Origin of the sequence: Pseudomonas sp. AG1028 (assembly GCF_007993955.1) — a bacterium.
In the GTDB taxonomy this organism is placed as follows: domain Bacteria; phylum Pseudomonadota; class Gammaproteobacteria; order Pseudomonadales; family Pseudomonadaceae; genus Aquipseudomonas; species Aquipseudomonas straminea.
In genome coordinates, this window is record NZ_VIVP01000009.1 from 125,066 (window position 1) to 150,867 (window position 25,802).

Consider the following 25,802-nt stretch of genomic DNA (forward strand, 5'->3'; position numbering starts at 1 on the left):
AGAACTCCTGTGGTTGCGGCGAAGCCATGGATATTGGGTTCGCAAGGTTAGACGGAAGCTGGAGGGCGTCTTACCCGTGTTGAGGCCGTTACATGCACAAAGCGCCTCGACCTGTCACCGGAATAATTACCCTGTTCAATTACGAAGTATCCCGGTGCCATTAAGTTCGCGTGAAAAGATGATCGGCCATGCTGGCCTTTTAATATAAAACGCAGTGAATGCTTTTTAGGCGTGCATGATGCCCGTGCAATAAAGGCGATTCATGCAAAGTGCAATTACCTTGCACAAGCGTAAGCGGCTCGATAGGCAATAAAACCGGAGTATTCGTCACATTGAAAAGTTGGCATGTGTGATGCACCCGTTCAGGTGCATTAATCAATAGCTGTCTGCCGACCAATAAAAGGATCACCGATGAATACTGCCGCGCTCGACCAACTGAGCATCGCTTTACCGGATTACAATGTTTCCATTACCCCGCGCCCGGATGGCATGTACCTGCTGAGCATCAGTCGGGAGGGTGAGTCCATCTTTCTCAAGGCTGTCGATAAGGCGGCCATCGACACCGAGGACGGTGCTCGGGCGCTCGAGCGCGAAATCCTGCGGGACCACAAGCTGGTCAGTGGCGAAGTGAACTGGAAGGGCGTTGGCGCGCAGTGGGTATCGCGCAAACTGCCGACCTTCACTGGCGCCCCGGTCAACCCGACTGCTGCGAAGATGATGTGGTCGCGCCGCAACCTGGACTCTCTGCATTGAGTGCAGCGCACCCACAAAAAAGCCCCGCATCGTCGGGGCTTTTTTGTGGGGCATGAGGGCTTGTCAGGCGCATCGCAACATCAGGATTTGCCGAGTAAGCGCGAGGCATCGAAGCCCATGCGCATGTTGCCCCAGTGGCGCCCCTCGAAGAAGAACGGCACGTCGATCTCGGTCATGATCTCGCCGGTGTCGCGCAGGTAGGTCTGCAGCAGGAAGCGCTGAGTGTTGCCCGCCGCGCGCAGGCCCACCGGGTCGGAGAACATGCGCTTGTTGCGGCACACCGGCAGGTCGACGGCGCGGTTGCCGGTTGGCGGCTTCGACACCCAGCTGTTGTTCACCGGGCAGTAGCCCTTGTTGTCGACGATAAAGGTCACGATGCCGCCTTGCGTACCCTTGGTCAGACGGTCGATCTCTTCCTGGCAGATCTGCGCGAAGCGTTCGGTGTAGCCGGTCAAGTACTGCTTGGGATCGGTATTGGGGATCAGCTTGTAGTTCTGGTCGAACAGGTTCACGCCTTCGCGCTGCAGTGTTGCCAGGCGCGCTTGCAGGGCGTCACGGCACTGGGTCGCGCGAGTGATGGCAGCGTCGAGTTCGCCCTCGCCAAGTACGAAGCGACCGAGCAGTTCCTGCACCCGTTCGGCAACGCCTGAGAGATCACGGGTAGCGGTGGCCGAGCGCTGCATGCGCTGGTCGATGGCCTGGCTGTCGGCGTGGATCTGGGTGACGCGATCGTTGATGCCAGTATTGGCATCGGCCACCTGCTGGATGTGCTCGGCGATCTCCGCCAGCTTGCTGGTGGTGGATTCGAAGTCGCCGATCATCGTCTCGAAGTGCCCTGTGGCACGCTCGACCACCACCTGGGTTTCACGGGCGCTCTGGCTGATGCGTGCGGTCTGCTCGTGGGTGGTGCTGACTTCCTTGAGCATGGCGTCGATGTTTTGCGAGATGTCGCCGGTGGCCTGGCTGACGTTCTGCGCCAGGGTGCGCACCTCATCGGCGACCACTGCGAAACCACGGCCGCTTTCGCCGGCACGGGCCGCTTCGATGGCGGCGTTGAGGGCCAGCAGGTTGGTCTGCGAAGAAATCTGCTGGATCAGGCCGACCACCGACTTGATATTCGACGAACGCTCGTTGAGCGCCGAAACCAGGGTGCTGAATTCGTTGAGGCTGTTGGAAATGGCGCTGATGTTGCCGGTGACTTCCAGGAGTTCCGCGTAGGAGTCCTGTGCCATGCCGAGGTTATGTGCGGTGGTCGCCGAGATCGCCTGAGTCTGCTGCGACACCTCGTCGATACGGCCGACAGCGATGTTGCTCTCGCTCATCACCTCATTGGCGAAGCGCGCCTGGTGGGTGGCGCTGTCGCTGGAGTCGCTGATGTTCTTCAGCGAGCGGGCCGATTCCACGGCGATCTGCACGGTCAGTGCCTGCACGTTACTGATGATCTCGCGCTGCTTGGCCAGGAAGCGGTTGCAGGTGCTGGCCAGGGTACGGATTTCGTCGTGGGTGAGCAGGGGCAGGTCGCGGGACAGGTCGCCTTCACCGCTGGCGATTTCTTCCAAAGCGCGGGTCATGTTGTCGACCGGGCGTACGATCAGGTGGCGGAAATACCAGACCATGAAACTGACCATGCCCAACGTGAACAGCGCGCTGAGCGTCAGCGCCGTGCCCAGGGTGTCGAGCTTGCCTTCGACCTGCTTGAGCAATGCCGGGTCGAGTTGGGCACCGTGCAGCAGCTGCACGATATCGGCGCGCAGGCTCAAGGCCACCCAGACCAGCAGGCCACTGACCACCACTAACAAAAAGAGGCTGGAGAGCTTTTTGGTCAAGGTATCGAAAAAGTGCATTTCGATGGAATCGTACAGCGACTTTAACGACTGCATGCCGCAGCTCCTGACAGAGAAATAATCCTTGGATTTCCATTACTTCGACCAGAAGCGCGGAACCTTTAACAAAGGGGGCTCTGTTCGCCGACGTTCCACGCGATTTGTCGGATGTTCCACCGCGGGGCGGCGAGTGTAGTGCTTCGCTTGTGACCGTTAAAGAGTGGTTACACAAAAAATGGCGTCAATTGGCCACTCGTACAAACGACACTACCGGCACAGGGCCGGTAGCGCTTTGTTGCACAAAGAAGAGCTTAGCCGCGCTGGCCGAACTCCGCCTGCTGGGCGGTCCACCCAGCCACGTGCTCGCTTAGCGACAGGCCCAGGCCGGGGCGGTTCGGCACCAGCATGCGGCCATCGCGGGTTTCCAGGCGCTCGTTGAACAGCGGTTCGAGCCATTCGAAGTGTTCGACCCAGGGTTCGGTCGGGTAGGTGGCAGCCAGGTGCACGTGCAACTCCATGGCGAAGTGCGGGGCGAGCATCACTCCAGCATGTTCCGCCATGGCGGCGATTTTCAGGAACGGCGTGATACCGCCGACGCGCGGCCCATCAGGCATCAGGTAGTCAGCGCCGCGGGCTTTGATGAACTCGGCATGCTCGGCGACGCTGGTGAGCATCTCGCCGGTGGCGATTGGCGTGTCGAAGGCCGCGGCCAGAGCGGCGTGGCCTTCGGCGTCGTAGCAGTCCAGCGGCTCCTCAATCCATACCAGGTTGAATTCCTCGAAACGCCGGCAAATGCGCTGGGCGGTGGGCCGATCCCACTGCTGGTTGGCGTCGACCATCAGCGGGAAGTCGTCGCCCAGGTGCTGGCGAATGGTGGCGACGCGGTGCAGGTCGAGGGCCGAGTCGGGCTGGCCGACCTTCAGCTTGATGCCGCCAATGCCCTTCTCGCGCGATAGATCGGTGTTGACCTTTAGCTGGTCCAGCGGCGTGTGCAGAAAACCGCCAGAGGTGTTGTAGCAGCGCACCGAGTCGCGCTGGGCGCCGAGCAGGCGGGCCAGGGAGAGGCCCGCGCGCTTGGCTTTCATGTCCCACAGGGCCACGTCGAAGGCGCCGATGGCCTGGGTCGACAGGCCGCTGCGGCCCACCGAGGCGCCAGCCCAGCACAGTTTGGCCCACAGCTTCTGGATGTCGCTGGGGTTCTCGCCGAGCAGTGCCGGGGCGATTTCCTGGGCATGGGCGAACTGACCGGGGCCGCCGGCGCGCTTGGAGTAGCTGAAGCCCAGACCGCGGTGGCCGTCCTTGCTTTCGATCTCCACGAACAGCATGGCGATCTCGGTCATCGGCTTTTGCCGGCCGGTCAGTACCTTGGCATCGCTGATCGGGTTGGCCAGGGGCAGGAAGACCGAGGCGATGCGCACCCAGCCGATCTGGTCCTGGTCTGCACAGCTTTGGGAAAGGGTGTGCTCACTCACGCGGATTACCTCGCTTGACGTTCTTGTTGGCGCCGCCAGGTGGTGTGAATCACTGGCTTGAATTCGGACGTTAAGCTGATTAGGTAATCATTCAAGGGATTGGGTAGGGCTTTGGGACTGCTTCAAGGCAGAAGCGGACATCGAGCGCCGCGGCTCTTGTAGGAGGAGCTTTAGCCCCGAGCTTTATGAAGATGCAAAGAGCTCGGGCCTAAAGGCCCTCCTACACGTTCGCGCGACCGACCGCTTCCGCCACCAATCAGCCAAGCAGTGATGTAAGCCCTCACGCACTCTGCCGCTCGACGATGCTGAAACCGGTATCGATGCGCACCTTCATCGGCTTTTCGTCGGGATGCTCGAGGCGCTGGAGCAGGGCGCGGGCGGCCTGTTGGCCAATCTCGGCGCCGTTGATGCGTACCGTGGACAGCGACGGCTGCAGGTGCGCGGCGATATTCAGGTCGCCAAAGCCCATCACTGCCATATCGTCCGGCGCGCGGATGCCACGCTCGGTAGCTTCGACCAGCACGCCATGGGCCAGGGTGTCGGAGCTGCACACCAGCACTTGCGGGCATTCGCCAGCGCCCAGCAGGCGTTGCAGGCCCTCGCGGCCGAGGTCGGCCGTCGCCGGTGGCGGCAGCACGATGCGCGGTACATCGGTGATGCCCTGGCTGGCGATTTCGGCGACCAGGCTGTCGCAACGGCGCTGGCCGCGCGGGTCATCGAGGGTGATCACGGCAAAGCGGCGATAACCCTTGCCGGTTAGATAGCGCGCAGTGGCCACACCGACCGCTTCATGGGAAAAACCCACCAGCATGTCCAGCGGCCGCGGCGCCAGGTCCCAGGTTTCTACGATGGGAATACCCGAGCGCGACAGGCGCGTGCGGCTGGCCTCGGTGTGCAGGGTGCCGGTCAGCACGATGCCATCGGGGCGGCGGCGCAGGATGGTGTCGAGCAGTTGTTCCTCACGCTCGGCGCTGTAGTTGGTCAGGCCGATGAGGGTTTCGTGGCCGGCCTCGGTAAGGGTGTCGATCAGTGCCTGCACGGTGTCGGCGAAGATCGAGTTGGCCACGGTCGGCACTAGCAGGGAAATCAACCGGCTGCGCTGCGTGGCGGCGCCGGTGAGCATGGCCGGTACGTAGCCGGTCAGCTGTACCGCGCGGAATACCTTTTCGCGCAACTCGGCGCGTACGATCTCCGGCTGGTTGAGGGTACGCGATACGGTGATCGGCGACACCCCGGCAACCTTGGCGACATCGGCCAGGGTCGGCGCCTTGCCCGTCGGCAGGTTCGGGCGCTTGCGGGTGGGGCGGTCATCACTCATGGTCGTCCTCGCGCGGCTGGTCAGCAGGCGATAGTATCAAGCCAGGCGATGACCGCGCGCTTGCTACAAGCGTTGCGCTATGCTGCGCCTCGGCTCGCTCCCCATGTGCCACTCACTCTCTCCCGACCCGGCTGACAGGCGCCAAGGCTGCCTGACAAGGATTCGTTGATGCCCAGTAATCTGGAGCTGTTCGCCAATATCGCCAACCTGATCGCCGTTTTGCTGGCGGCGCGCAACAGTGTGCACACATGGTCGGTGGGCATCGTCGGTTGCCTGCTGTTCGGCTGGCTGTTCTTCACCGTGCAGCTGTACGCCGATGTCACCCTGCAGGGCTTTTTCATCGTCACTAGCGCCATGGGCTGGTGGGCCTGGTTGCACGGCAACGCTGGCGGTGAGTTGCCGATCAGCCGTACGCCGCCTCAGGCACTGCTCGGTTACCTGGCCCTGGCGGTCATCGTCGCGGTTGCCTACGGCCTGTTGCTGCATCGTTTCACCGACGCCTATGCGCCGTTGGTGGATTCCCTGGTGCTGACCTTCAGCGTGCTGGCGCAACTGCTGCTGATGCGCCGGCGCGTGGAAACCTGGTACGGCTGGCTGCTGGTCAACACCCTGGCGGTGCCGCTGTTCGCCTCCCGCGAGTTGTACCTCACCGCCGGGCTTTACGTGCTGTTCTGGTGCAACGCCTGGTACGGCCTGTACCGCTGGCGTCGCGAGCTGCAGGGCCAGGAGCGGTTGGCCTGAGATGCGTAAAGCCTTTCGACGCGCCCTGGTGGTCGGCAAGTTTTCACCTTTGCACCTGGGCCATGAGTTGCTGATCCGCGAGGCGCTGGCCCAGTGCGAGCAGCTCCACCTGCTCAGCTACTCGTTGCCGGAGTTGCCCGGCTGCGAGGCGCCACGCCGCGAGCGCTGGTTGCAGACGCGCTTTGCCGATGTGCCAGCTTTGGTGGTCACCCAGGCGCGTATCGACGCCTGGCGTGGCGAGGGCCGGGTGCTGCCTGATCTGCCGCACAACGAGGCGCCCGATCACCAGCAGCGCCAGTTCGTCGCCGAGCTGTGCCAGGGTGTGCTTGGCACCACGGTCGATGCGGTGTTCACCAGTGAAAGCTATGGCGATGGCTTCGCCGCGCACCTGGCGCAGTGCTTTGGCCATCCGGTGCAGCATGTCTGCATCGATCAGGCGCGGGCTGCCGTGCCGATCTCCGGTACTCGCTTGCGTGAAGATCCCCACCGGCTCAAGGCATTTCTGGCGCCGCCGGTGTATGCCGATTTCGTCGAGCGCATCGTGCTGCTGGGCGGCGAGTCTACCGGCAAGAGCAGCCTGGCCGCAGCCCTGGCCCAGGCGTTGGGCAGCGTGCATGTCGCCGAGTATGGGCGCGAGTGTTGGGAGGCGCGGGGTGGCGAGTTGCAGTACGACGATCTGCTGCATATCGGCCGTACCCAGGTCGCCCGCGAGAACGCTGCCGCCGAGCGCGCCAACCGGTACCTGGTCTGCGATACCTCGCCGTTGACCACGCTGTTCTACAGCGGCGCGATGTTCGGTGACGCCGAGCCCGAGTTGCAGCGCCTGGCCGAGCGGCTTTATACGCACACCTTCCTGTGCACTGACGACTTTCCCTTCGTGCAGGACGGCACCCGCCAGGACGAAACCTTTCGCCGTCGCCAGCAGGCCTGGTATCGCGACGAGTTACAGCGCCGCGGCTGCATCTATCACGAGTTGCGCGGCTCCCTCACCGAACGCGTCGCCCAAGCCATCAAAATGCTGCAAAGCCCCGTGCCACAAGCGTAAGCGGCCACTTATCCCTGGGGCTGAACCAAAGGAATCGGCGCCTCCTCGGACTCTAGAACAGGCACTCAAACCCTCGTTCTGGAGAGCAGCATGCGCGCATTGACCTATCACGGCAGCCACGACGTTCGCGTCGACAACGTACCCGACCCCATCATCCAGGAGCCGGACGACATCATCCTGCGGGTGACCGCCACGGCGATCTGCGGCTCGGACCTGCACCTGTACCGCGGCAAGATTCCTCAGGTGAAACACGGCGACGTGTTTGGCCATGAATTCATGGGCATCGTCGAGGAAGTCGGCAGCGCCGTGACGGCGGTCAGCAAGGGCGACCGGGTGATCGTGCCGTTCGTGATCGCCTGCGGCAGCTGCTTCTTCTGCGACATGAACCTGCACGCCGCCTGTGAAACCACCAACGATGGTCGCGGCGCCATCCTCAACAAGAAGCAGATTCCTTCCGGCGCCGCGCTGTTCGGCTACAGCCACCTGTATGGCGGAATGCCCGGCGGTCAGGCGGAACTGGTGCGGGTGCCCAAGGCCAATGCCGGGCCGTTCAAGATTCCCGATGAGCTCGATGACGAGCGCGTGCTGTTTCTCACCGACATCCTGCCGACCGGCTACCAGGCGGTGATCAATGGCGGGGTGAAGGAGGGCAGCAGCGTGGCGATCTACGGCGCCGGCCCAGTGGGGCTGATGGCGGCGGCCTGTGCACGGATGCTCGGCGCCCGGCAGATCTTCATGGTCGACAACCAGCCGTACCGCCTCGAATACGCGCGGGCGACCTATGGCGTGGTGCCGATCAATTTCGACAAGGTCGATGACCCTGCCGAGGCGATCATCGAGCAGACCGACGGCCACCGTGGCGTCGATGCGGCCATCGACGCGGTCGGCTTCGAAGCCAAGGGCAGCGCCACCGAAACTCTGCTCACCCAGCTCAAGCTCGAGGGCAGCAGTGGCAAGGCGCTGCGTCAATGCATTGCGGCGGTCCGGCGCGGCGGCACAGTCAGCGTGCCCGGCGTGTACGCAGGCTTTATCCACGGCTTCCTGTTCGGCGACGCTTTCGACAAGGGGCTGACCTTCAAGATGGGCCAGACCCATGTGCACGGCTTGCTGCCGGATTTGCTGGAACGCATCCAGGGTGGCGAGCTGCAGCCGGAGATCATCATCAGCCACCGCATGAACCTCTCCGATGCCGCCGAGGGCTATCGGTTGTTCGACAAGCAGGAGGACGATTGCCGCAAGGTGATTCTGCGCCCCTGATCGATCTTCGACTTTCACCGCCCAATGACCTCGCTGCCTATATAAAGGCAGCGAGGTCATTAATTTTGTAAGCATTGTAAATTAACTGGAAAGTGCGCCAGTTATATATGTCGAGATTATTTCTGTGGTTCTAATTTGATGGCATGCAAAATGCGGTGCTCTGCAAGTTGCATCTTGCACTTTGCAATGTAGATTGTTGGAAAAGTTGACCGAAAGGCCCAGTTTGCAGGCGTTTGCTAAGTTCATTTTTTTGGCATGCGCTGTGCAATACCGAATGACGTTAAAAACCGTCATTCACTTAGGGAGTTTTCCAATGACTGCTGTTGCCATTGAAGTGCTTGCGTCTGCGCTGCCGGATCATGAAATCACCCTCACACCGCGCCCGGACGGAAAATTTCTGCTGACAGTTGCCAAGGGTGGCGAAACCCAACTTTGCCGCGCCATCGACCGCCGCACCGTGGTCGAGCAGAACGAGCTGCGCGCCCTGGCCCACGAGCTGGAGCGCGACCAGAAGCTGGTCAGCGGCGAGATTTCCTGGAAGGGCGCTGGCGCCCGTTGGGTACGCCGCAAGCTGCCTACCTTCACCGGCGCGCCGGTAAGCCCGACCGCTGCCAAGATGATGTGGACGCGGCGCAATCTGGACCGTCGCCAGCGCCCGACGGCCTGAGCCGGACCCAATATCGAGCCCCGCACTTGGCGGGGCTTTTTATTGATAGCGAAAAAATAGCCATGATCTTGTACTAGAAGCTGTATTTAATTATTTGTGTATAAATTTATTGATTGTACGTATAGGTATTGACCGTTTTCTTGAATGGATTAGTTGTCAGAAAAACATGCTGGTTAATTGTTCGCTCATTCAAATAAACCGCTCGTCCTTAATTGCGAACGTATTGGCGCCGCGCTCGTTCCCAATAATGAATCCGCAAATATGTTAGGAGCGAATGATCATGGCGACCAAAACCGAAAATCTGTTGAGCTGGCTTCGTGATGCCCACGCGATGGAACAGCAGGCCGAGCAGATGTTGAAGGCGCAGGCCGCGCGCCTTGAACATTATCCGAAACTCAAGACCCGTATCGAACAGCATATCGAGGAGACCCAGGGCCAGCGTGAACTGCTGGAAGGCTGCCTGGAGCGTCTCGGTGAGAAACCGTCCATGCTCAAGGACATCGCCGGCAAGCTGACCGCCTTCGGTCAGGCGGTCGGTGGCTCGGTCATGAGCGATGAAGTGATCAAGGGCGCCATGAGCGGCTACGTGTTCGAGAACTTGGAAATCGCCTCTTACACCGTACTGATCGCCGCCGCCAAGGCTGCTGGTGACCGCGAAACCCAGCGTGTCTGCGAGACCATCCTGCCCCAGGAGGAGGCGATGGCCGAGTGGATCAAGGCTCACCTGCCCGAGCTGACCGATGCCTTCCTGACCCGCTCGCAAGCGCCGGATACCGAAGCCAAGCGCTAACGACCCTGCGGCGCCCTGCAGCATGTCTGCGAGGCGCCGGCGTCATTCTTTTCACCGCCGAACCGGTAGTTCTCCACGTGTCCAGAATCATCACCTCACCTGAAGCCGAACCGGTTGGAGACGACTCCGAAGTCTCCGACTCGCTGATGTTCGGTACGCCCAAGGAACGCCTGGATTTCTATCGCCGGGAGATCCAGTACGAAACCAACCTGATGGCCGACCGCACCAACGCCTACCTGGCGGCGCAGTCGTTTCTGGTCATCGCCTTCGCTTCGTCGATGGCCAACGCCAACCCTGATTGGGGCGACATGTTCACCCTGGTGGTGCCCACCATGCTGGCGCTGCTCGGCATCGTCAGTTCACTGAATGCCTGGCCGGGCATTCGCGCCTCGGCCGCGATCATCGGCCACTGGCATTTCAAGCAACAGCAGCTGTTGCACAGCGAGCCGAAGTTTGGCCACGCCTACGACGAGTCGCCGCTGTTCAGCGAGCATGAGTCCAGCAAGGAGCGCTATTTGAAGTCCCTGCGCTTCTCGTTGCGTTCGCCCTGGCTGTTCACCATTTTCTGGGCTGCTCTGGGCGCGTTTTCGGTATGGCTGCAGCTGTCGTCGTCGGCCAAGGTATGAGGCCAGTGGCGCTGGAGATCTGAGGTTACCTTTTACAGATCGCACTCTGCCTGATCGGGCGCGGTCATTAACCTCAGGCAGGCGCAGGGCACTGCCGGCGACTGATGAGGAAGCCGCACATGAAACGCACCTGGATAGCCAGCGCCGTGATCACCGGGTTGCTGCTCGCCGCGTTGCCGCTTTCCTATCAACTATGGCCGGCACGCACGCCGGTGGCGGCCGCCGTCGATGCCGGCCAGCGCATCGGCGGGCCATTCGAACTGCGTGACCCGAGTGGGCGCGCCGTTACGCACGAGAGTTTCGACGGACAATGGTTGCTGGTGTTCTTCGGCTTTACCCGTTGCGCGGATATCTGCCCGACCACCCTGATGCAGGTCGCCAAAGTGCTCGACGGTATGGGCGAGCAGGGCGATTGGTTGCAGCCGCTGTTTATCAGCCTCGACCCTGACCGCGATACACCCGAGGTGCTGGCTGCCTACACGACCTTTTTCGACGAGCGCATCCTCGGTCTGACCGGCACCTCGGAGCAGATCCAGCAGGTCGCCGATGCTTACGCTGTGTACTTTCGCAAGGTGCCAATGGGCGATACCTACATGCTCGACCACACCGGCGCGGTCTATCTGATGAACCCGCAGGGCGAGCTGGCCAGCCTGATTCCCCTGCGCACCGCGCCGACGGATGCGATACGGGAAATCTCCACCGCCCTGGCGCAATCGCGCGATGGCTGATCAGCTCGCCGCGACAAGCAGACCAACGCGCAACTGGCCGCTGCTGCTCGGTTTCGTGGTGCTCGCCGCCTGCTGGCTGGGGCCCTTGCCGGCGATGAGCCGCACGGCGTTTTCCGCCCATATGCTGCTGCACCTGGGCGTGATTGCCCTGGCGGCGCCGCTGTTGGCCATCGGCCTGGCCCGCGCAGGCTTGAGGGTAGACAGGCTGCGCCACAGCGGCGCGACGATCTCATTAATCTTCGCTGCTGAAATGGCCATTGTGTGGGGCTGGCATGCGCCGCCGCTGCATGAAGCGGCGGCGCTCAACGTCTGGGCGTTCGTCGCTCAGCAGGCCAGCTTTCTTGCCGTGGGGCTTGGCGTCTGGCTGCTCGGTTTTGCCAGCGATTCGCGTCGGGGGCTGGCAGCGGCGATGTTCGGCTTCTTCCTGACCTTCGTGCACATGACCATGCTGGGTGTGGTGCTGATCATGGCGCCGAAGCTGATCTATCCCGCCGAGCTGTGCCTGGGCGCGTTCGGTTTCGAGCAGCTGGATGACCAGCGCTTCGGTGGCATCCTGATGGCGGCGTGGAGTGCGGTGGCGTATCTGGGTGGGGCGGTGGTGCTGGGGGCGCGCCTACTGGCGCCGGATCGGGACTAGCAAAGTCGCCGCCGGCATTGCGCCGGCGGCAACTGTTTTTACAGCTTGAAGTTACCGACCAGCTCGTCAAGCTGGCGCGACAACTGTTGCAGGTTGCTGCTGGCGTCGTTGAGCTGATCGGCGATCTGCGTGGTTTCCTGGGTGAACTGGTTGATCTGTTCGACGTTGCGGTTGATCTCCTCGACCACTGCGGACTGCTCCTCGGTGGCGGTGGCGACCTGGATGTTCTGGTCGCTGATCTGGGTGATATGACCGTTGATCTGGGCCAGCGCCTGGGACGCCTTGCCGGCGGATTCGACCACCCGCTCGCTCTGCTGACGGCCCTTGGCCATGGCCTCGACCGCCGAGCGCGATTCGGCCTGCAGGCGGTCGATGACTTTCTGGATTTCCTCGGTGGAGGCGCCGGAGCGGCTGGCCAGGGTACGTACCTCATCGGCCACCACGGCAAAGCCACGGCCCTGCTCGCCGGCACGAGCCGCCTCGATGGCCGCGTTGAGGGCCAGCAGGTTGGTCTGCTCGGAAATGCTGCGGATGGTGCCCAGAGTCGCGCTGATCGCCTCGATCTGCCCGGCCAGTTCGCCGACCACCCTGGCGGTCTGCTCCAGCTCGCCGTTCAGCGAGTCGACCTGCCGGTTGGCCTGGTCCACCACTTCGCGTCCGGTGTTGGCATAGTCGGTGGCTTCGCGGGCCACCTGAGCGGCGTTCTCGGCATTTCCAGCAATTTCATTGACCGTCGAGCCGAGCTCGTGGATGGCGGTGGCCACCTGCACGGTGCGGTCGCTCTGGGCCACGCAGTTGCTCTGGGTCAGTCGTGCACGCTCGGCCACATCTCGGGCCATGGCCGCCAGCTCGCGGGAGTTACCGGCCAGCTGCTGCATGATGCCGTGCACCTTTGCCAGGAAGCGGTTGAAGCTCTGGGCGATGTCGCTGAGCTCGTCGCTGCCGTTCAGCTGGATGGGTGCATTGAGCGCCAGGTTGTCGGCGGCATGGCCCAGGCTGTTCTGCAGGGTGGATACGCGTCGGCGCAGGTTGGTGACGATCAGCCATGAGGCGACGAACGACACCAGTAGGCCCAGTGCGATGATCACCAGTTGCCGCGTGCGGCCTTCTTCATAGTTGTCGGTGCTGCTCTGATTCTGCTGTTCGGCCTGCTGCAGCAGGGTGTCGAGCAGCTCGTTGGCACCGCCGCGCATCACGCCGTAGCTCTTGGCGTACTGGTCGCGGTAGATCTGCTGGGCGCGGGCCATATCGCCTGCGTCCAGCGCCTGCAGCATGGGCGTCAGCTCATTGCTGACCATGGTCTCGAACTGGTCGAGCAGGCGCTGTGCCTGGGCGCGGCGCTCCGGATTGACCTGGGCCTCGACGGCGTGGCGCATGGCCTCGCGCATGCCGGGAATGTCTTCGTTGAGCGCTTCTTGTACCCGGGTCTTCACCCCACGCTCGTCGCGCAGGGCGGTTTCCTGCAGCAGCATCATGTCGATGCCCACGCGCATGCGCGGGATGCGCGAGGCAGCTTCGGCCATCGCGCGCATGGGTGCGGAAGTGTTGAGGTAGAGCGCGCTGGCCTCCTTCTGCATGTTGGACATGCTGTTGAGGCTGGTCACCGCGACCAGTACCAAGGCGATGCAGGGGATAGCCACTGCGATGATCAGACGGGTCTTGAGTGTCAGCGTGTCGAGGCGCATGGGTTTAGTTCCATGTCATTGGAGTGGCGCCAGTATAGAGTCACTTCACAATCGACGTGTGAACATTTCTGACCAGCTGGGTAGTTGTACGAAGATACCTGAAAGGCTGATATAGAGCGGTCTGTAGTGGTTTGCCGGTCACTCTAACGTGCTGTGGGCTGGTCATTCCGTGGCCCGCGTTGAGCTCCTTTCACTAACAGCTCTCTTACCCAGTTGAATAAGAGTTGCCGAGCAGGTGCCAATCACTGTCGGTGTGCTCCTAGTGCGTTCGTCCGTCGGCGAAGTGTCGGAGGAGTTGGCTACTGCTGCGCAAGGGCCGGTGATCTGGTAACTGGCCCTGCTTGACACAGCAAAGTGCCAATCGGAAAGGTTCGTGCCTGGCTTTTACAGCTTTTAAGTAGCTCGCCAACCGGTGAGCGAAATCTGCTCATCATGGGGGCGCCGGAGCTTAAAACGCACGATGTGTCGGCTTTATGGCGCCAGCTTTTATGTCCTCAAACGCCTTTGTGCTGGCCTCAGGCGTCATGCACTGCCCCGCGTGCTGGTCATTGAAAATTACAAAATTTACAGTTTCGTGTCTGCCTGCCGATAGTGCTGTTTATGCAGCAGAAAAGCCGTCGCCGAATCGTATCGGTTCTTTGTGCACTCCATGGCGCCCCAACGCGCCTGTGCTCTATCGAATAATCAGGGAGTCACCCTATGCCTGTCACAAACCTGCTGCTCAACATGAGCGTCAGAAAGAAGCTGCTCAGCGGTTTCGGCCTGGTTCTGATCATCACTCTGGCCATTGTCTGGGTTGGCCAGTCCGCCTTGCACACCACCTTGCAGCGTATCGACATCCTGCTGGGCGTCAGCAGCATCGACGGCAAGCTCAGCCAGGCTCGTCAGCAGGAAAAGAACTTCCTGCTTCGCGATGACGACCAGTACATGCAACAGGCCATTGCCCTGACCGATGAAACCGAGCAACAGGCCAAGGTCAGCGAAGGCAAGATGCTCTATCCCGAAACGAAGGCGATGATGCGCACCGTGCAGGATGACCTGCAGGGCTACCGCGAAAAGCTGCTAAGCCTCAAGCAAGCCACCGATGCCAACAAGAACGCCCAGGCTGCGATGGAGACGGCGGCGCGTGCAGCTCTCGAGCGCTTTGCGGATCTCGAAGAGCGCCTGCGTAAGGCCGCCGTGGAGCAGATTCGCCTGACGGGTGACCAGACCAGCATCGACGTGTTGAGTCAGGCCAACCAGGCTAACTCCATGGCGATGGAGTTGCTTGAGGCGCGTCGACGGGAGAAGGATTTTCTCCTGCGTGAAGATGAAAAATATGCCACTGCATTGCAGGAGCATTTCGCTTCGCTCGCCCAGAAGGGCAGAACCCTGAACCGTGAGTTGAGCAATGCTGCTGATCAGGCGGATGTGGAGGCCGGGTTGGCTCAATTGCAGCAGTACAACGAGCAGTTCGGAAATATGCGCAAGGCGATCGAGGGTTACAACGCTACCGAAAAGGACATGACCGAGCGCGCCCGTCAGGTTGCCGCATCGTCCGATAAGTCGCTTGAAATGCAATTGACGCTGCTCAACGGTGATGCCAGCCGCGCCAAGACCATGCTCTTCGGTGCCGCTGCCATCGCCTTTGTGTTGGGCGTGCTGTGCGCGCTGGTGATTACCCGCATGATCGTCGGCCCGCTGCAGCGTGTGGTCGGCGTGGCCAAGCAGGTGGCCAACGGCGATTTGTCCGCCGATATCGTGCCGGATCGCCACGACGAGCTGGGCCAGCTGATGCAGGCTATGCAGGACATGACTCTGAGCCTGCGCGATCTGCTGGGCCGCCTGGGCAATGGCGTGGCGCAACTGGCCACGGCGGCCGAAGAGCTGTCTGCGGTGACCGAGCAGACCAGTGCCGGTGTGTCCCAGCAGCGCATGGAAACCGAACAAGTGGCCACCGCCATGAACGAGATGACCGCCACCGTGCTGGATGTGGCGCGCAACGCCGAGTCGGCCGCCGAGTACGCCCGCAACGCCGACGAGCAGACCCAGGAAGGTCAGCAGACCGTGCAGCAGGCGGTGGCGCGTATCGAGAAGCTGGCCGTGTCCATCGAGGATTCGGCCCATGCCATCGAGTCGCTCAAGCACGACAGCGGCAATATTGGCACCGTGCTCGACGTGATCAAGGGCATCGCCGAGCAGACCAACCTACTGGCCCTCAATGCGGCTATCGAGGCGGCGCGGGCGGGGGAGTCAGGCCGCGGTTTTGCCGTGGTTGCCGATGAAGTCCGTGCCCTGGCGCGGCGCACCCATGAGTCCACCGAGCAGATCGAGGGTTTGATCGGCAACCTGCAGAACGGCGCGGAAAAGGCCGTAGCGATGATGGGCCAAAGCTGCGCCCAGGCGGAAACCACGGTGCATGCTGCCAAGCAGGCCAATAGCGCATTGAGCGCGATCAACGCCGCGGTCTCGGAAATTCAGCAGATGAACCAGCAGATCGCCACTGCCGCCGAGCAGCAGAGCTCTGTCGCCGAGGAGATCAACCGCAGCGTGTCGAGCATCCGCGACGTGGCCGAGCAGTCGTCGGCCGCCACCGAGGAAACTTCGGCGGCCAGCGTCGATCTGGCGCGCCTCGGGGCGGATCTGCAGGCTCAGGTAAACCGTTTCAAGCTGGCCTGAGTCGCTGCCCTGCGCAGCAGAAGCGGGTTCCCGGTTGCCGGTGAACCCACCAACCAGCCCAAAATATAAATCGCGGCGGCCGTGGTAAAACGCCGCGATACAGGCTTCAATGGCTGCCTTGCTGAGCCTCTTTCTCTGCCGCCTGGGTCCTATCGTGATATCTGATGACGTCGAAGCCCTTCGGCATCGGTTGCAAGCGCTCGAGGCAGAAAATGCCCAGCTCAGGGCCAGCCTGGCCGCGACAGCCGGCGACGGCGCGTCGGCGGATCAGCGCTTTCGCCAGGCCTTCGAGCAGGCGCCGGCGGCGATGGCTGTGCTGCATGGCCCTGAGCTGCGTTTCGAATACCTCAACCCCGCCTACCAGCGTCTGCTGGGCCTGGACGATGTGATCGGCCAGCCGGCCCGCGAGGTGTTGGCCACACGTATGGCACGGCGTTTCATCGACTTGCTCGAAGAGGCCTACCGGCGTGGTCGCGCCGTGCGGGCGCGTAATTTCGAGGTGCCCGGCCGGCCCGGGCATCAGGTGGATTTCAGCTACCAACCGCAGTTCGATGGGCTGGGCCGGGTCGAGGGGTTGTTCATCCAGGAAATCGACATTGCCGAGCAGCGCCGTGTCGAGCATGCCTTCGCCCAGGAGCGCGAGCGCTACGAGTTCCTGTTCAACACCATGGACGAAGGCTTCTGCGTCATCGAGTTCTTCGACGGCCCCCACGGGCCGCTCAGCGATTACGTGCACATCGAAGCCAACCCGGCCTACGCCGAGCACGCCGGTATCCGCAACGTGGTCGGTCAGAAGCTGCGCGAGATGGTCGGCGAGGAAGCCGACAGCTGGGTCGAGCGCTATGCCCATGTGTTGCATAGCGGCGAGCCGATACGTTTCGAGCAGGAGCTGATCGCAACCGGCCGCCACCTGGAGATCAGCGCGTTCCGTGTTGGGCCTGCCAGCCGCAAGCAGGTGGCGGTGCTGTTCCAGGACATCACACAGCGCAAGCAGGCCGAGGAGTCGCTGCGCCAGCTCAACGAGACCCTGGAAGCGCGAGTGCGCGATGCCAACGAGGCGCGCCGCGTGCTGGCCGGGGTGGTGGACGGCGCTGATGCGCTGATCTTCATCATGGGCTTCGACTACCGCTGGATCGCCATCAACGGCTCGGGCATGCGCGAGTACGAGCGCGTGTTTGGCGCCCGCCCGCAGATCGGCGAGGATCTCAAGCACGCGCTCAAGGAACGCCCCGAACACCTGGAAATCGTGATCGCCCCCTGGCAACGGGCGCTGGCCGGTGAGGAATTCGAACTGGTGGTGCCGCTGCCGACGGAGCAGGGCATGCGCCATTACGAGATGCATTTCAGTCGCCTCAACGACAGTAATGGCCAGCAGATCGGCGCCTACCAGTTCGTCTACGACATCACCGAGCGCCTGCAGGAACAGGAGCGCTTGCGGGTGGCAGAGGATGCCCTGCGTCAATCGCAGAAGATGGAAGCGGTGGGCCAGTTGACCGGCGGCATCGCCCACGACTTCAACAACCTGCTGACCAGCATCAGCGGTTCGCTGGAGCTCTTGCAGATGCGCCTAGGGCAGGGGCGTCTAGGGGATCTGGATCGCTACGTCAGTGCTGCGCAAAGCGCGGCGCGGCGTGCCGCGTCGCTGACCCATCGGTTGCTGGCTTTCTCGCGCCGGCAGACCCTGGACCCCAAACCGACCAACGTCAACCGGCTGGTCACCGGCATGGAAGAGCTGGTGCGTCGCAGCGTGGGGCCGCATATCACGACCGAGGTGGTGCTGGCTGCAGGGCTTTGGTCGAGCTTCATCGACGCCCCGCAGCTGGAAAACGCCTTGCTGAATCTGTGTCTGAACGCTCGCGATGCCATGCCCCACGGCGGTCGGTTGACCATCGAGACGGCTAACAAGTGGATCGATGATTACGCCGCGCGCGGGCGTAATGTACCGCCGGGTCAATACGTGTCGCTGTGCGTGACCGATACCGGTACTGGCATGAGCCCAGAGGTGATCGAACACGCCTTCGAGCCGTTCTTCACCACCAAGCCACTAGGCGAGGGCACTGGCCTGGGGCTGTCGATGGTCTATGGCTTCGTGCGTCAGTCCGGCGGCCAGGTGTGCATCTATTCCGAGGTTGGCCAGGGCACCACCATGTGTCTGTACCTGCCTCGCCTCTACGATGGCAGCGACGAGGCGGATGCCGAGGCGGTCGAAACGCCGGCCGAGGAGTCGAATGCCGGCCGCGAAACTGTGCTGGTCGTCGATGACGAACCAGCCATTCGCATGCTGGTAACCGAGGTGCTCGAAGGGCAGGGCTACAACACACTTGAAGCCGGCGACGGCCCCTCAGCGCTGAAGATCGTGCAGTCCGATGCGCGCATTGACCTGCTGGTGACCGACGTGGGCCTGCCGGCCGGCATGAACGGTCGCCAACTGGCGGACTTCGCGCGCCAGGAGCGACCGGAGCTGAAGGTGCTGTTCATTACCGGTTATGCGGAGAATTCGGTGATCGGCAATGGCCATCTGGAGCCGGGCATGCGCTTGCTGACCAAGCCCTTCACCATGCAGGCAATCGCCAGCCGTATTCACGAGATGATCGAGGGCGATCAGGTCGGCTGATCGCGTTGTGAAAGGCTGTCAGGCAGGCTTGCCGTGGCTGCTGGCGAAGTACAGTTCTAGCAGCTTGCGCGCCGATTTCTTGATCGCCTTGTCCAAGTCGACGGCTGAGAACCAGCGGCAATCGGCAATTTCGTTCTGCGGTTGCGCGGCCAGGTACTCGGGCACCGTGGCGCGAAAGACGTGATGGGGGCGGCTGTCGAATTCGTGCAGGGCCAGAAACTCCAGCGCTGTGCTATCCAGCCCGGTTTCCTCGCAGAGTTCACGCAGCGCTGCTTCGGCTGGCCGCTCGTGAGCTTCGATCTTGCCACCGGGCAGTGTCCATTTGGCATCGGCCTTGCGCACCAGCAGCACTTTGTCCCGCTGCTGGCAGATCACGGTAGCGCGAGGTTTGGTGGTCTTGATCATGGGACTTCCAACTGTCATTTGCAGTTTGCATAGGTGGCTGAAATGGCAGAAAGTTCGGACTGTTTCCGGCGTTGCACTTCTACGAGTGCATGGCCGATAAGCGCATTCTAGGCGTATTTCAGTTTTATTACAGAATGATGACGAGCCGCCCGTGGCGTGGGTCACGCTTGCCGTGCCGAAATCGGATGCTCTGATGGATCTCCCAGGCGCCGGGCGCTTATTGCCAGCGAAGGTTGTGGCCCAGCGCGAAACGACCGGCACCGCCGATAAGCAGCGCGACGAAGATGATCGTCAGCAGCCAGGCGAACTGCCCGTCGGCCAGGCTCCACTCGGGGTGTACCAGCGTCAGCGACACCGCCAGTACAGCGAGAATCGGCAAACAGGCCAGGCGGGTAAAGAGACCCAACGCGATCAGCAGCGGGCACGCTACTTCCGCGAATAGCGCCAGGCCCAGGGTGATGCCCTGACCCAAACCGATCGGGTCTTCGATTCGGCCCAGCTCCGCCTGCAGATCAAGCAACTTCGGTAGGCCGTGAACGGTCAGCAGCAACAGGCTGGCGCTGATGCGCAGAAACAGTAGAGCCCAGTCGTGGCTGCGCCGTTGAGGATCATCGTGACTCATGGTCCGTCTCCCTTCGTTATAGAGAGACGACTATGCGGCTCAGTCTGCCTTCTGGTCTTGGATGCCTGTGCGCGATCAGCGTCGAATTATTGAGCAAATGATTTATTGCCTTATGGGGGATAGACTCAGAAGTGGCAGTTTCCAGAATATCGAGGCAGGAAATTGTTCTGTATGGAGCAGCTAGAAAGCCGGTGGGGATGGCGGACGCTATGTTTCAACGTTGATTAAATAGCTTGTAGGGGAAGTTGCTGTGGCAACTCTTTATAAGCGTTTAAAAGAAACGCGAAACCCGCAGCGGCAGGTTTCGCAGTCTTTGTGCTTCTCAGGAAGAACTGCGCTTTCCACCACCGCCATGGCTGTTCTGACCACCTTTGCGACCTGCTTCCGCTGCCTTCTGGCGATCATTGGCAAAATTTCCGCCGCTTTGTTTGCCACCTTTGCGGCCCGCTTCGGCTGCTTTGTCGCGGTCGTTGGCGAAGTTACCTGGGTTGCTATGTGCCATCTTGTTATCTCCACAATCTCAATTGTCGAAATGAGGACATCCTCATCGATTACGAAGCGGGTTTTATTGTATTCGTTCGAGTTATATAAAGGCGGAGAGACGAGTGGTGGTTATTTGTAAATTATGTCGTTGTACAAGGATGTAATTTGTAGAGGCTGGGGTTCGTGCAAAATACCTGAGTAAGTAAGCGCGCCAGTGCAAGTTGCATGAGGGCGCTTGAGCGCTCAAGCTGATTTGTTTGAAGAAACTACCTGGCATTGCTGATGCAACTCTCTTGGTAATTGCTATGTGGCAATCACTCAAATCGATGCAACACGCTTCGCTTGTAGAAGGTATCAGCGAGGTGTTTTGCAATGGAGAGACGCATGATGATGTCCATTCTCGAACAGCGGCAGATTGTCGAAGCCGCTTTTTTGCCCCTGGCCTGCCGTTGCACTATCGGCACTAATGACTTGGTGACACTCGAGTTGCGCGATCCGGGTGATGATCGCCTCTTACTGAGCGTGGCCGATGCCCAGCGCGCAGAACTGGCCAGCTCGCGGAGCATTTCCCAATTTGTGCTGCGTGTGCGTCAGCAACTTGTGCTTCTGGAGCCCGGCATGGCGGCGCCAAAGCGCCAAAGTAGCATCGCCTGATGGCAAAAAGAGCGGTCGGATGAGCGGCGAATCCATGGCCGCGTGCTGGGCTGAGCGACAAGCTACGCGGTGATGGCAGAAGCGCTTGGCGGCCGTGGGGTAAGGCTGCCATTCAAGTGTGGGCTTGAAAGCGCCTGAATGCTTGCCGGTTTAATTCGATCCGGCCGGCTCACTCTTACTCAGTAGCTGTGCCAGACGATCGGCCAGGTCGCGGCGGCGGAACGGCTTGGCCAGCACTTCGAAGCTACTGATTTGGGTCGGCGTCAGGTTGGCGTAGCCGGTGATGATCAGCACCGGCAGATCGGGGAAACGCTGGCGCAGTTCCTGGGCCAGCTGGGCGCCGGTCTTGTTCTCCATGATGTGATCGGTCACCAGCGCATCAGGGCGCAGGCCCTCGTCGATCAGCTTAAGCGCCGCAGCGGCGCTATCCACTTCGGTCACCTCATAACCCAGATCGTGTAGCTGAAGGGCGGTTGTGTCGCGTACCAGCGCCTCATCGTCGACCAGCAAGATATGGGTCGGCCGCGCCGCTCGCGGTACTTCCTCATCGCGTTCGGGCTTGTCGCTCTCTACCGGTGCATCGGTGGTTGGCAGCCACAGGCTGACCCGGGTGCCTTGCCCGCGTAACGAGTCGATGGCAAAGCCGCCGCCGGACTGCACCAGCAAGCCGTGCACCATCGACAGCCCCAGTCCCGTGCCCTTGCCAACGCCCTTGGTGGAGTAGAACGGCTCGGTGCAACGGCGCAAGGTTTCATCGTCCATGCCGCAGCCGGAGTCACTGATGGTCAGGCGTGCGTACTGGCCGCCTCTGAGGCCTGTGATGGTGTTGCTCGATATCTCGCTCAGCTCGGCAGCGATACTAAGCCGGCCGCTTTCGTCCATGGCATCGCGGGCGTTGACCGCCAGGTTGAGCACTGCCAGTTCCAGCTGGTGCGGGTCGATAAACACTGTTGGCAGGCGCTCGGGGATATCGATGCGCAGCTCGATCATCGGTCCAAGGGATCTCTGGATCAGGTCGCGCATATTGCGGATCAGCGTGCTCAATGCCACCGGCTGCGGCTTGAGGGTTTGCCGGCGAGCGAAGGTCAGCAGTCTGCCGACCAGAATGCGCGCGCGGTCGGCGGCCTGCAGCGCGCCGTCGGCCAGCTTGGTGCAGCGTTCGTCCGGCAGGCGCCGTCGGATCAGCTCCAGCGAGGCCATGATGGGCGTCAGCAGGTTGTTGAAGTCGTGGGCGATGCCGCCGGTGAGCTGGCCAACCATTTCCATCTTGTGGGCTTCGTGCAGCTGCGCGACGGCCGCTTCACGTTGCGCCACCATGGTTGCCACGCGGTCTTCGAGAGAATCGTTGAGCTCGCGCAGGTCGGCCTCGGCGCGCACCCGCTCGCTGATATCGACGCACACGCAGATGGTGCCGACGATCCTCTGCTGGTCGTCGAGCAGTGGCGTCACATGGTTCTGCACCCACACCACGCTGCCATCGGCGCGACTATGACAGCGCGTGTTTTCGAATGGGCGACCATGGCGCAGGCTGTATTCGCAGGGCGAAGCGACCGAGGCGCATTCGCCGGCTTCGGCCAGCTCGTAGAGGCTCTGGCCGAGCGACTGTTCGCGGCTGCGGCCAACGATCTCGCAGTAATGATCGTTGACCCGGATCAGGGTCATGCCGGCGTCGCACACGGCGATGCCGGCGCCGGCCTGGTCGAACATTGCCGACAGCTGGGTGGAGCTCAGGCGTAGCGCCACCTCGGCGCGGGCGCGGGTGATCCAGGCCCAGGCCAGCTTGGCCGTCTCGTCAGCCAAGTGGATTTCGTAGTCGGAAAATTCGTGCAGGCCCTGTTGCTCGATCACCAGCACCGCATCCAGCACGCCGTTACGCACCACTGGAACGTGCAGGGTTGCCGGAGTGTCATCCGTCGCCGGTTGTACCAGCGTACGGCCGCTGAGTAGCACCTCGTTTTGCCCGGCGTCGTAGGGCTGCAGTGGATGCCCGGCGCAGGTGTGCGCTGCGCTCTGGCGGATGTTCAGTGCGGCCTCGGCCTGCAGGTTTTCGGCGAAGAACACCTTTTCGGCACTCAGCTCCTCGGCAAGCCGACGCAGCACCAGGGCTTCGACCTGATCGGGTTCACTGATCGACGGCAATGCCTGGCCCAGCTCGAGCAGAAACGCCTGGCGCCGCTCGAACTGCACGCGCTGGGTGGTTTCATTGACTACGCACAGCACGCCACCCACTGAGCCATCGGCCTCGGGCACTGCCGAGTAGGACACATCGAAATACACCGCTTCGCCGCGGCCGTGGCGCTCGATGTAGAAGGGGCGGTCCTTGGCGGCGAAAGTTTCGCCGCTTTCACGCACGCCACGCAGCAGTGGTTCGAGGTCTTCCCACAGCTCGGTCCAATTCTCTACTGCCGGGCGGCCCAGCGCGCGCGGGTGCTTGTTGCCGATGCTCGATGCGTACGCGTCGTTGTACAGGGCGATGTACTGCGGGCCCCAGAAAATCACGATCTGCGCCTTGACCGGCAGCACGGTGCTCATCAGCGTTTTGAGTGTCTGTGACCAATCGCGGGCGGCGCCCAGCGGTGAGTTGCCCGCATCGAGTGTATGCAGCAGTTGGCCAATTTCCCCGCCGTTGGCGAGAAAACCCAGGCGCTCGGTGGAGTAGGGGGCGGGTGCGGGCTTGGTCAATGAATCCATATCATCAAGGCGGGCGCAGTCGTGGCAGGACGATCTTGTCTGCTAGGTAAGAGACACCTAAGCCGCACCGCGTTCAGCCATATTTTCGCAGTTTCCGATGATCTGTGCGCTGCCCAAGGGCCTCGTCGGCGATGCGTCGATTTCTCAACAGCTGGACGGTCGCAATTATTTAGGCAACTCCGTATTAGGCGTGATGTCATTTGGTTATCATCGGGTGAACGGTCTACGAAAAGGACTCCGGCACCCGTCTTTTGCGTGCAACAACCGAGAGAGCAAAGATGCGGGCGCCATATCCCCCCCTGCCGTTGAACGAGCTGAGCCGCCAGCGGCTGATAGACGCGCACCCGTGTTTCGTCGAGAGCAACACTGATGCGTTTCTCGACGAAGTGGTGAAGATCGCCGCCCTGTACTTCAACACGCCCATCTGCCTGATCACTATCGTCGAGCGCAATCGCCAGTGGTTCCGTGCACGCTTCGGCGTCGACCGCCCGGAAACCCCGCGCGCCGATTCCTTCTGTGCCTACAGCGTGGCCACCGGCGAAAGCGTCGAGGTGTGCGATGCGCTGCAGGACGATCGCTTTCGCTACAACAACCTGGTCACCGGTGAGCCGGGCATCCGCTACTACGCCGGTGTGCCGCTGGTACTTGAGGGCGGTCTGGTGCTCGGCAACCTGTGTGTAATCGATACCCAGCCACGCCCGCCGATGTCCGCCGCCGATATGGCGATGCTGCAGCAGATTGCCCGCCTGGCTATCGCCCGGCTCGACGAAATGCGTACTGCTGCCTTTGTTGATGGCACTACCGGGTTGTTCAATCATGCCAAGCTGGAAGAAGACATCAGCGATACCCTTGAGCGCGGCGAAACTGCGCTGGCCGTTGCGATCGAACTGGTGTCGCCGGCGCAGCGCAACGACATGCTCAAGTCTTTGGGTTTTCAATTCCTGACCGATTTCACCCTGTCGGTGAAGAACACTCTGCGAAGTCTGCTTCCAGCCAGTTGGGAGCTCTACAAGATCAGCACGCTGCGTTTCGCCTGCGTGGTGCCAGGCGATCAGCTGGAGCAGGCCCCCGCCGTGTTCGCTACCCTGGCCGAGGCGTTCAGCAGGCCGATTCATTGTCAGGAATTGCCGGTGCTGCCGCAAATCGGTATCGGTGTGCTGCGCCTGGAGCCGGATCAAGCCCCCGATGACTGGTTACGCCTGATCGTTTGCGCAGCCGATGAGGCGCGCAAGGCGGGAAAGGGCTGGTCCTATTACGACGAGCAGATGGACGCCGCGCAGCAACGTAGCACCCGATTGCTCAACGATCTGGCCGATGCGGTACGCGCCCATGACCAACTGCGTCTGGTGTTCCAGCCGCGCGTCGATCTGCACAGCGGCGAGTGCCTCTCCGTTGAGGCGCTGCTGCGCTGGACACACCCAACCTTGGGCGAAGTCAGCCCAGCCGAATTCATTCCGCTGGCCGAGAAGACCCCGCTGATTCACGCGGTGAGCTTCTGGGTGATCAACCAGGCGATCACCCAGGTCGACGCCTGGCGCCGCGAGGGGGTCGATCTAAAGGTGGCGATCAATGTGTCCGCCGAAGACCTCAACAATGATCACCTAACCGACGAGATCGTCCGTCTGCTGGCGCGCAATGAGCTAGACGGCTCGTGCCTGGAAGTAGAGTTCACCGAAAGCGCGCTGATCGGCGACTTCTCAGTGGTGATCACTCAGATAGAACGGCTCAAGGCCATAGGCGTGGAAATCGCCATTGATGATTTCGGCAGCGGTTACAGCAATTGGTCTTATCTGCGCGACATTCCAGCCAACATCGTCAAGCTCGACCGCTCGTTCATGGATGACCTGCAGCCAGGCGGAAAGGATTGGAACATCGTGCGCGCGCTGATCAGCCTGGCCAGGGAGTTGGGCCAGCGCGTGGTTGCCGAAGGCATCGAAACCGAACAAACCCTCAAGGTGATCCGCGACTGGGGCTGCCAGGAAGCTCAGGGCTTCTACATCTCGCGGCCGCTGGAGACCGGCGACCTGATTGCCTGGCTGGAGCAGCAGGCTGGGAGCAGCTTCGGTCTGGCGTAATCCATTGGCTAAAAATTCGTACTGCCTGACATATCTGGTTACTGTTAGGATCAGGTTC

General features: G+C 61.7%; 20 protein-coding genes and 3 pseudogenes. 14 read left to right on the top strand and 9 right to left on the bottom strand.

Annotated features, from left to right (window positions below; genetic code table 11):
* Positions 1-411 precede the first annotated feature (411 nt).
* The gene (locus FB481_RS16340; RefSeq protein WP_147177035.1) at positions 412-753 is read left to right on the top strand and encodes a hypothetical protein; all 342 of its coding nucleotides are present in this window, start codon (positions 412-414) and stop codon (positions 751-753) included.
* Positions 754-833: 80 nt separating this feature from the next.
* Here FB481_RS16340 and FB481_RS16345 read toward each other — a convergent pair whose 3' ends face one another.
* From FB481_RS16345 to FB481_RS16355, 3 genes are all read right to left on the bottom strand, one after another.
* Positions 834-2,633: a methyl-accepting chemotaxis protein gene (locus FB481_RS16345; protein ID WP_093502871.1), complete on the bottom strand. Its 1,800-nt coding sequence runs from the start codon at positions 2,631-2,633 to the stop codon at positions 834-836.
* Positions 2,634-2,887: 254 nt separating this feature from the next.
* Positions 2,888-4,048 (bottom strand): mandelate racemase/muconate lactonizing enzyme family protein, encoded by a 1,161-nt coding sequence (locus FB481_RS16350; protein ID WP_147177036.1) that lies wholly within the window; start codon positions 4,046-4,048, stop codon positions 2,888-2,890.
* 280 nt (positions 4,049-4,328) lie between these two features.
* On the bottom strand, positions 4,329-5,366 hold the full coding sequence (locus tag FB481_RS16355; RefSeq protein ID WP_147177037.1) for a LacI family DNA-binding transcriptional regulator: 1,038 nt from the start codon (positions 5,364-5,366) through the stop codon (positions 4,329-4,331).
* 168 nt (positions 5,367-5,534) lie between these two features.
* On the opposite strand from FB481_RS16355, the gene pnuC reads away from it, so the two are divergent.
* The 8 genes from pnuC (at position 5,535) to FB481_RS16395 (ending at position 11,857) form a co-directional block, all read left to right on the top strand.
* On the top strand, positions 5,535-6,107 hold the full coding sequence (gene pnuC, locus FB481_RS16360; protein ID WP_093502877.1) for a nicotinamide riboside transporter PnuC: 573 nt from the start codon (positions 5,535-5,537) through the stop codon (positions 6,105-6,107).
* Between the two features lies 1 nt (position 6,108).
* Complete coding sequence (locus FB481_RS16365; RefSeq protein WP_147177038.1) at positions 6,109-7,152, top strand: AAA family ATPase; 1,044 nt, start codon at positions 6,109-6,111, stop codon at positions 7,150-7,152.
* A 90-nt stretch (positions 7,153-7,242) separates the two neighbouring features.
* The gene (locus tag FB481_RS16370) at positions 7,243-8,409 is read left to right on the top strand and encodes a zinc-dependent alcohol dehydrogenase (protein WP_147177039.1); all 1,167 of its coding nucleotides are present in this window, start codon (positions 7,243-7,245) and stop codon (positions 8,407-8,409) included.
* Positions 8,410-8,722: 313 nt separating this feature from the next.
* The gene (locus tag FB481_RS16375) at positions 8,723-9,076 is read left to right on the top strand and encodes a DUF3509 domain-containing protein (protein ID WP_013790729.1); all 354 of its coding nucleotides are present in this window, start codon (positions 8,723-8,725) and stop codon (positions 9,074-9,076) included.
* 280 nt (positions 9,077-9,356) lie between these two features.
* Positions 9,357-9,866 carry a ferritin-like domain-containing protein gene (locus tag FB481_RS16380; protein ID WP_093503517.1) on the top strand — a complete coding sequence of 170 codons (510 nt, stop codon included), beginning with the start codon at positions 9,357-9,359 and terminating at the stop codon, positions 9,864-9,866.
* Positions 9,867-9,943: 77 nt separating this feature from the next.
* Positions 9,944-10,492 carry a hypothetical protein gene (locus FB481_RS16385; protein ID WP_093502883.1) on the top strand — a complete coding sequence of 183 codons (549 nt, stop codon included), beginning with the start codon at positions 9,944-9,946 and terminating at the stop codon, positions 10,490-10,492.
* Positions 10,493-10,611: 119 nt separating this feature from the next.
* A complete protein-coding gene (locus FB481_RS16390) occupies positions 10,612-11,220 on the top strand; it encodes an SCO family protein (RefSeq protein ID WP_093502885.1) in 609 nt (202 codons plus the stop codon).
* Positions 11,213-11,857, top strand: coding sequence for a cytochrome c oxidase assembly protein (locus FB481_RS16395; protein ID WP_147177040.1), 645 nt, complete (start codon positions 11,213-11,215; stop codon positions 11,855-11,857). Before FB481_RS16390 ends, FB481_RS16395 begins: the two co-directional genes overlap by 8 nt.
* A 38-nt stretch (positions 11,858-11,895) precedes the next feature.
* On the opposite strand, the gene FB481_RS23650 is transcribed toward FB481_RS16395, so the two are convergent.
* Positions 11,896-12,735, bottom strand: coding sequence for a methyl-accepting chemotaxis protein (locus FB481_RS23650; RefSeq protein ID WP_371318671.1), 840 nt, complete (start codon positions 12,733-12,735; stop codon positions 11,896-11,898).
* Positions 12,736-12,981: 246 nt separating this feature from the next.
* Positions 12,982-13,542 (bottom strand): annotated as a pseudogene (locus tag FB481_RS23655) (MCP four helix bundle domain-containing protein); the annotation flags it as partial.
* Between the two features lie 726 nt (positions 13,543-14,268).
* Between FB481_RS23655 and FB481_RS23660 the strand changes: the two are divergent.
* The 3 genes and pseudogenes from FB481_RS23660 to FB481_RS16410 all read left to right on the top strand — a co-directional run.
* A pseudogene (locus tag FB481_RS23660) lies at positions 14,269-15,342 on the top strand (HAMP domain-containing protein); the annotation flags it as partial.
* Between the two features lie 141 nt (positions 15,343-15,483).
* Positions 15,484-16,200 (top strand): methyl-accepting chemotaxis protein, encoded by a 717-nt coding sequence (locus FB481_RS23665; RefSeq protein WP_372239574.1) that lies wholly within the window; start codon positions 15,484-15,486, stop codon positions 16,198-16,200.
* 154 nt (positions 16,201-16,354) lie between these two features.
* Positions 16,355-18,814 carry a PAS domain-containing protein gene (locus FB481_RS16410; protein ID WP_147177043.1) on the top strand — a complete coding sequence of 820 codons (2,460 nt, stop codon included), beginning with the start codon at positions 16,355-16,357 and terminating at the stop codon, positions 18,812-18,814.
* An 18-nt stretch (positions 18,815-18,832) separates the two neighbouring features.
* On the opposite strand, the gene FB481_RS16415 is transcribed toward FB481_RS16410, so the two are convergent.
* From FB481_RS16415 to FB481_RS16425, 3 genes and pseudogenes are all read right to left on the bottom strand, one after another.
* A complete protein-coding gene (locus FB481_RS16415; RefSeq protein ID WP_093502893.1) occupies positions 18,833-19,219 on the bottom strand; it encodes an NUDIX hydrolase in 387 nt (128 codons plus the stop codon).
* A gap of 217 nt (positions 19,220-19,436) precedes the next feature.
* Entirely contained in the window at positions 19,437-19,841 is a 405-nt protein-coding gene (locus FB481_RS16420) for a DoxX family protein (RefSeq protein ID WP_147177044.1), read from the bottom strand.
* A 322-nt stretch (positions 19,842-20,163) separates the two neighbouring features.
* Positions 20,164-20,328, bottom strand: a pseudogene (locus FB481_RS16425) (general stress protein); the annotation flags it as partial.
* 380 nt (positions 20,329-20,708) lie between these two features.
* Between FB481_RS16425 and FB481_RS16430 the strand changes: the two are divergent.
* Positions 20,709-20,978, top strand: coding sequence for a DUF1652 domain-containing protein (locus tag FB481_RS16430; protein ID WP_147177045.1), 270 nt, complete (start codon positions 20,709-20,711; stop codon positions 20,976-20,978).
* 150 nt (positions 20,979-21,128) lie between these two features.
* Here the strand turns inward: FB481_RS16430 and FB481_RS16435 are convergent, their stop codons facing one another.
* Positions 21,129-23,669: a PAS domain-containing protein gene (locus FB481_RS16435; protein ID WP_147177046.1), complete on the bottom strand. Its 2,541-nt coding sequence runs from the start codon at positions 23,667-23,669 to the stop codon at positions 21,129-21,131.
* A gap of 278 nt (positions 23,670-23,947) precedes the next feature.
* Here FB481_RS16435 and FB481_RS16440 point away from each other — a divergent pair, with 278 nt between their 5' ends.
* The gene (locus tag FB481_RS16440; RefSeq protein ID WP_147177047.1) at positions 23,948-25,744 is read left to right on the top strand and encodes a GGDEF domain-containing phosphodiesterase; all 1,797 of its coding nucleotides are present in this window, start codon (positions 23,948-23,950) and stop codon (positions 25,742-25,744) included.
* Positions 25,745-25,802: the final 58 nt, after the last annotated feature.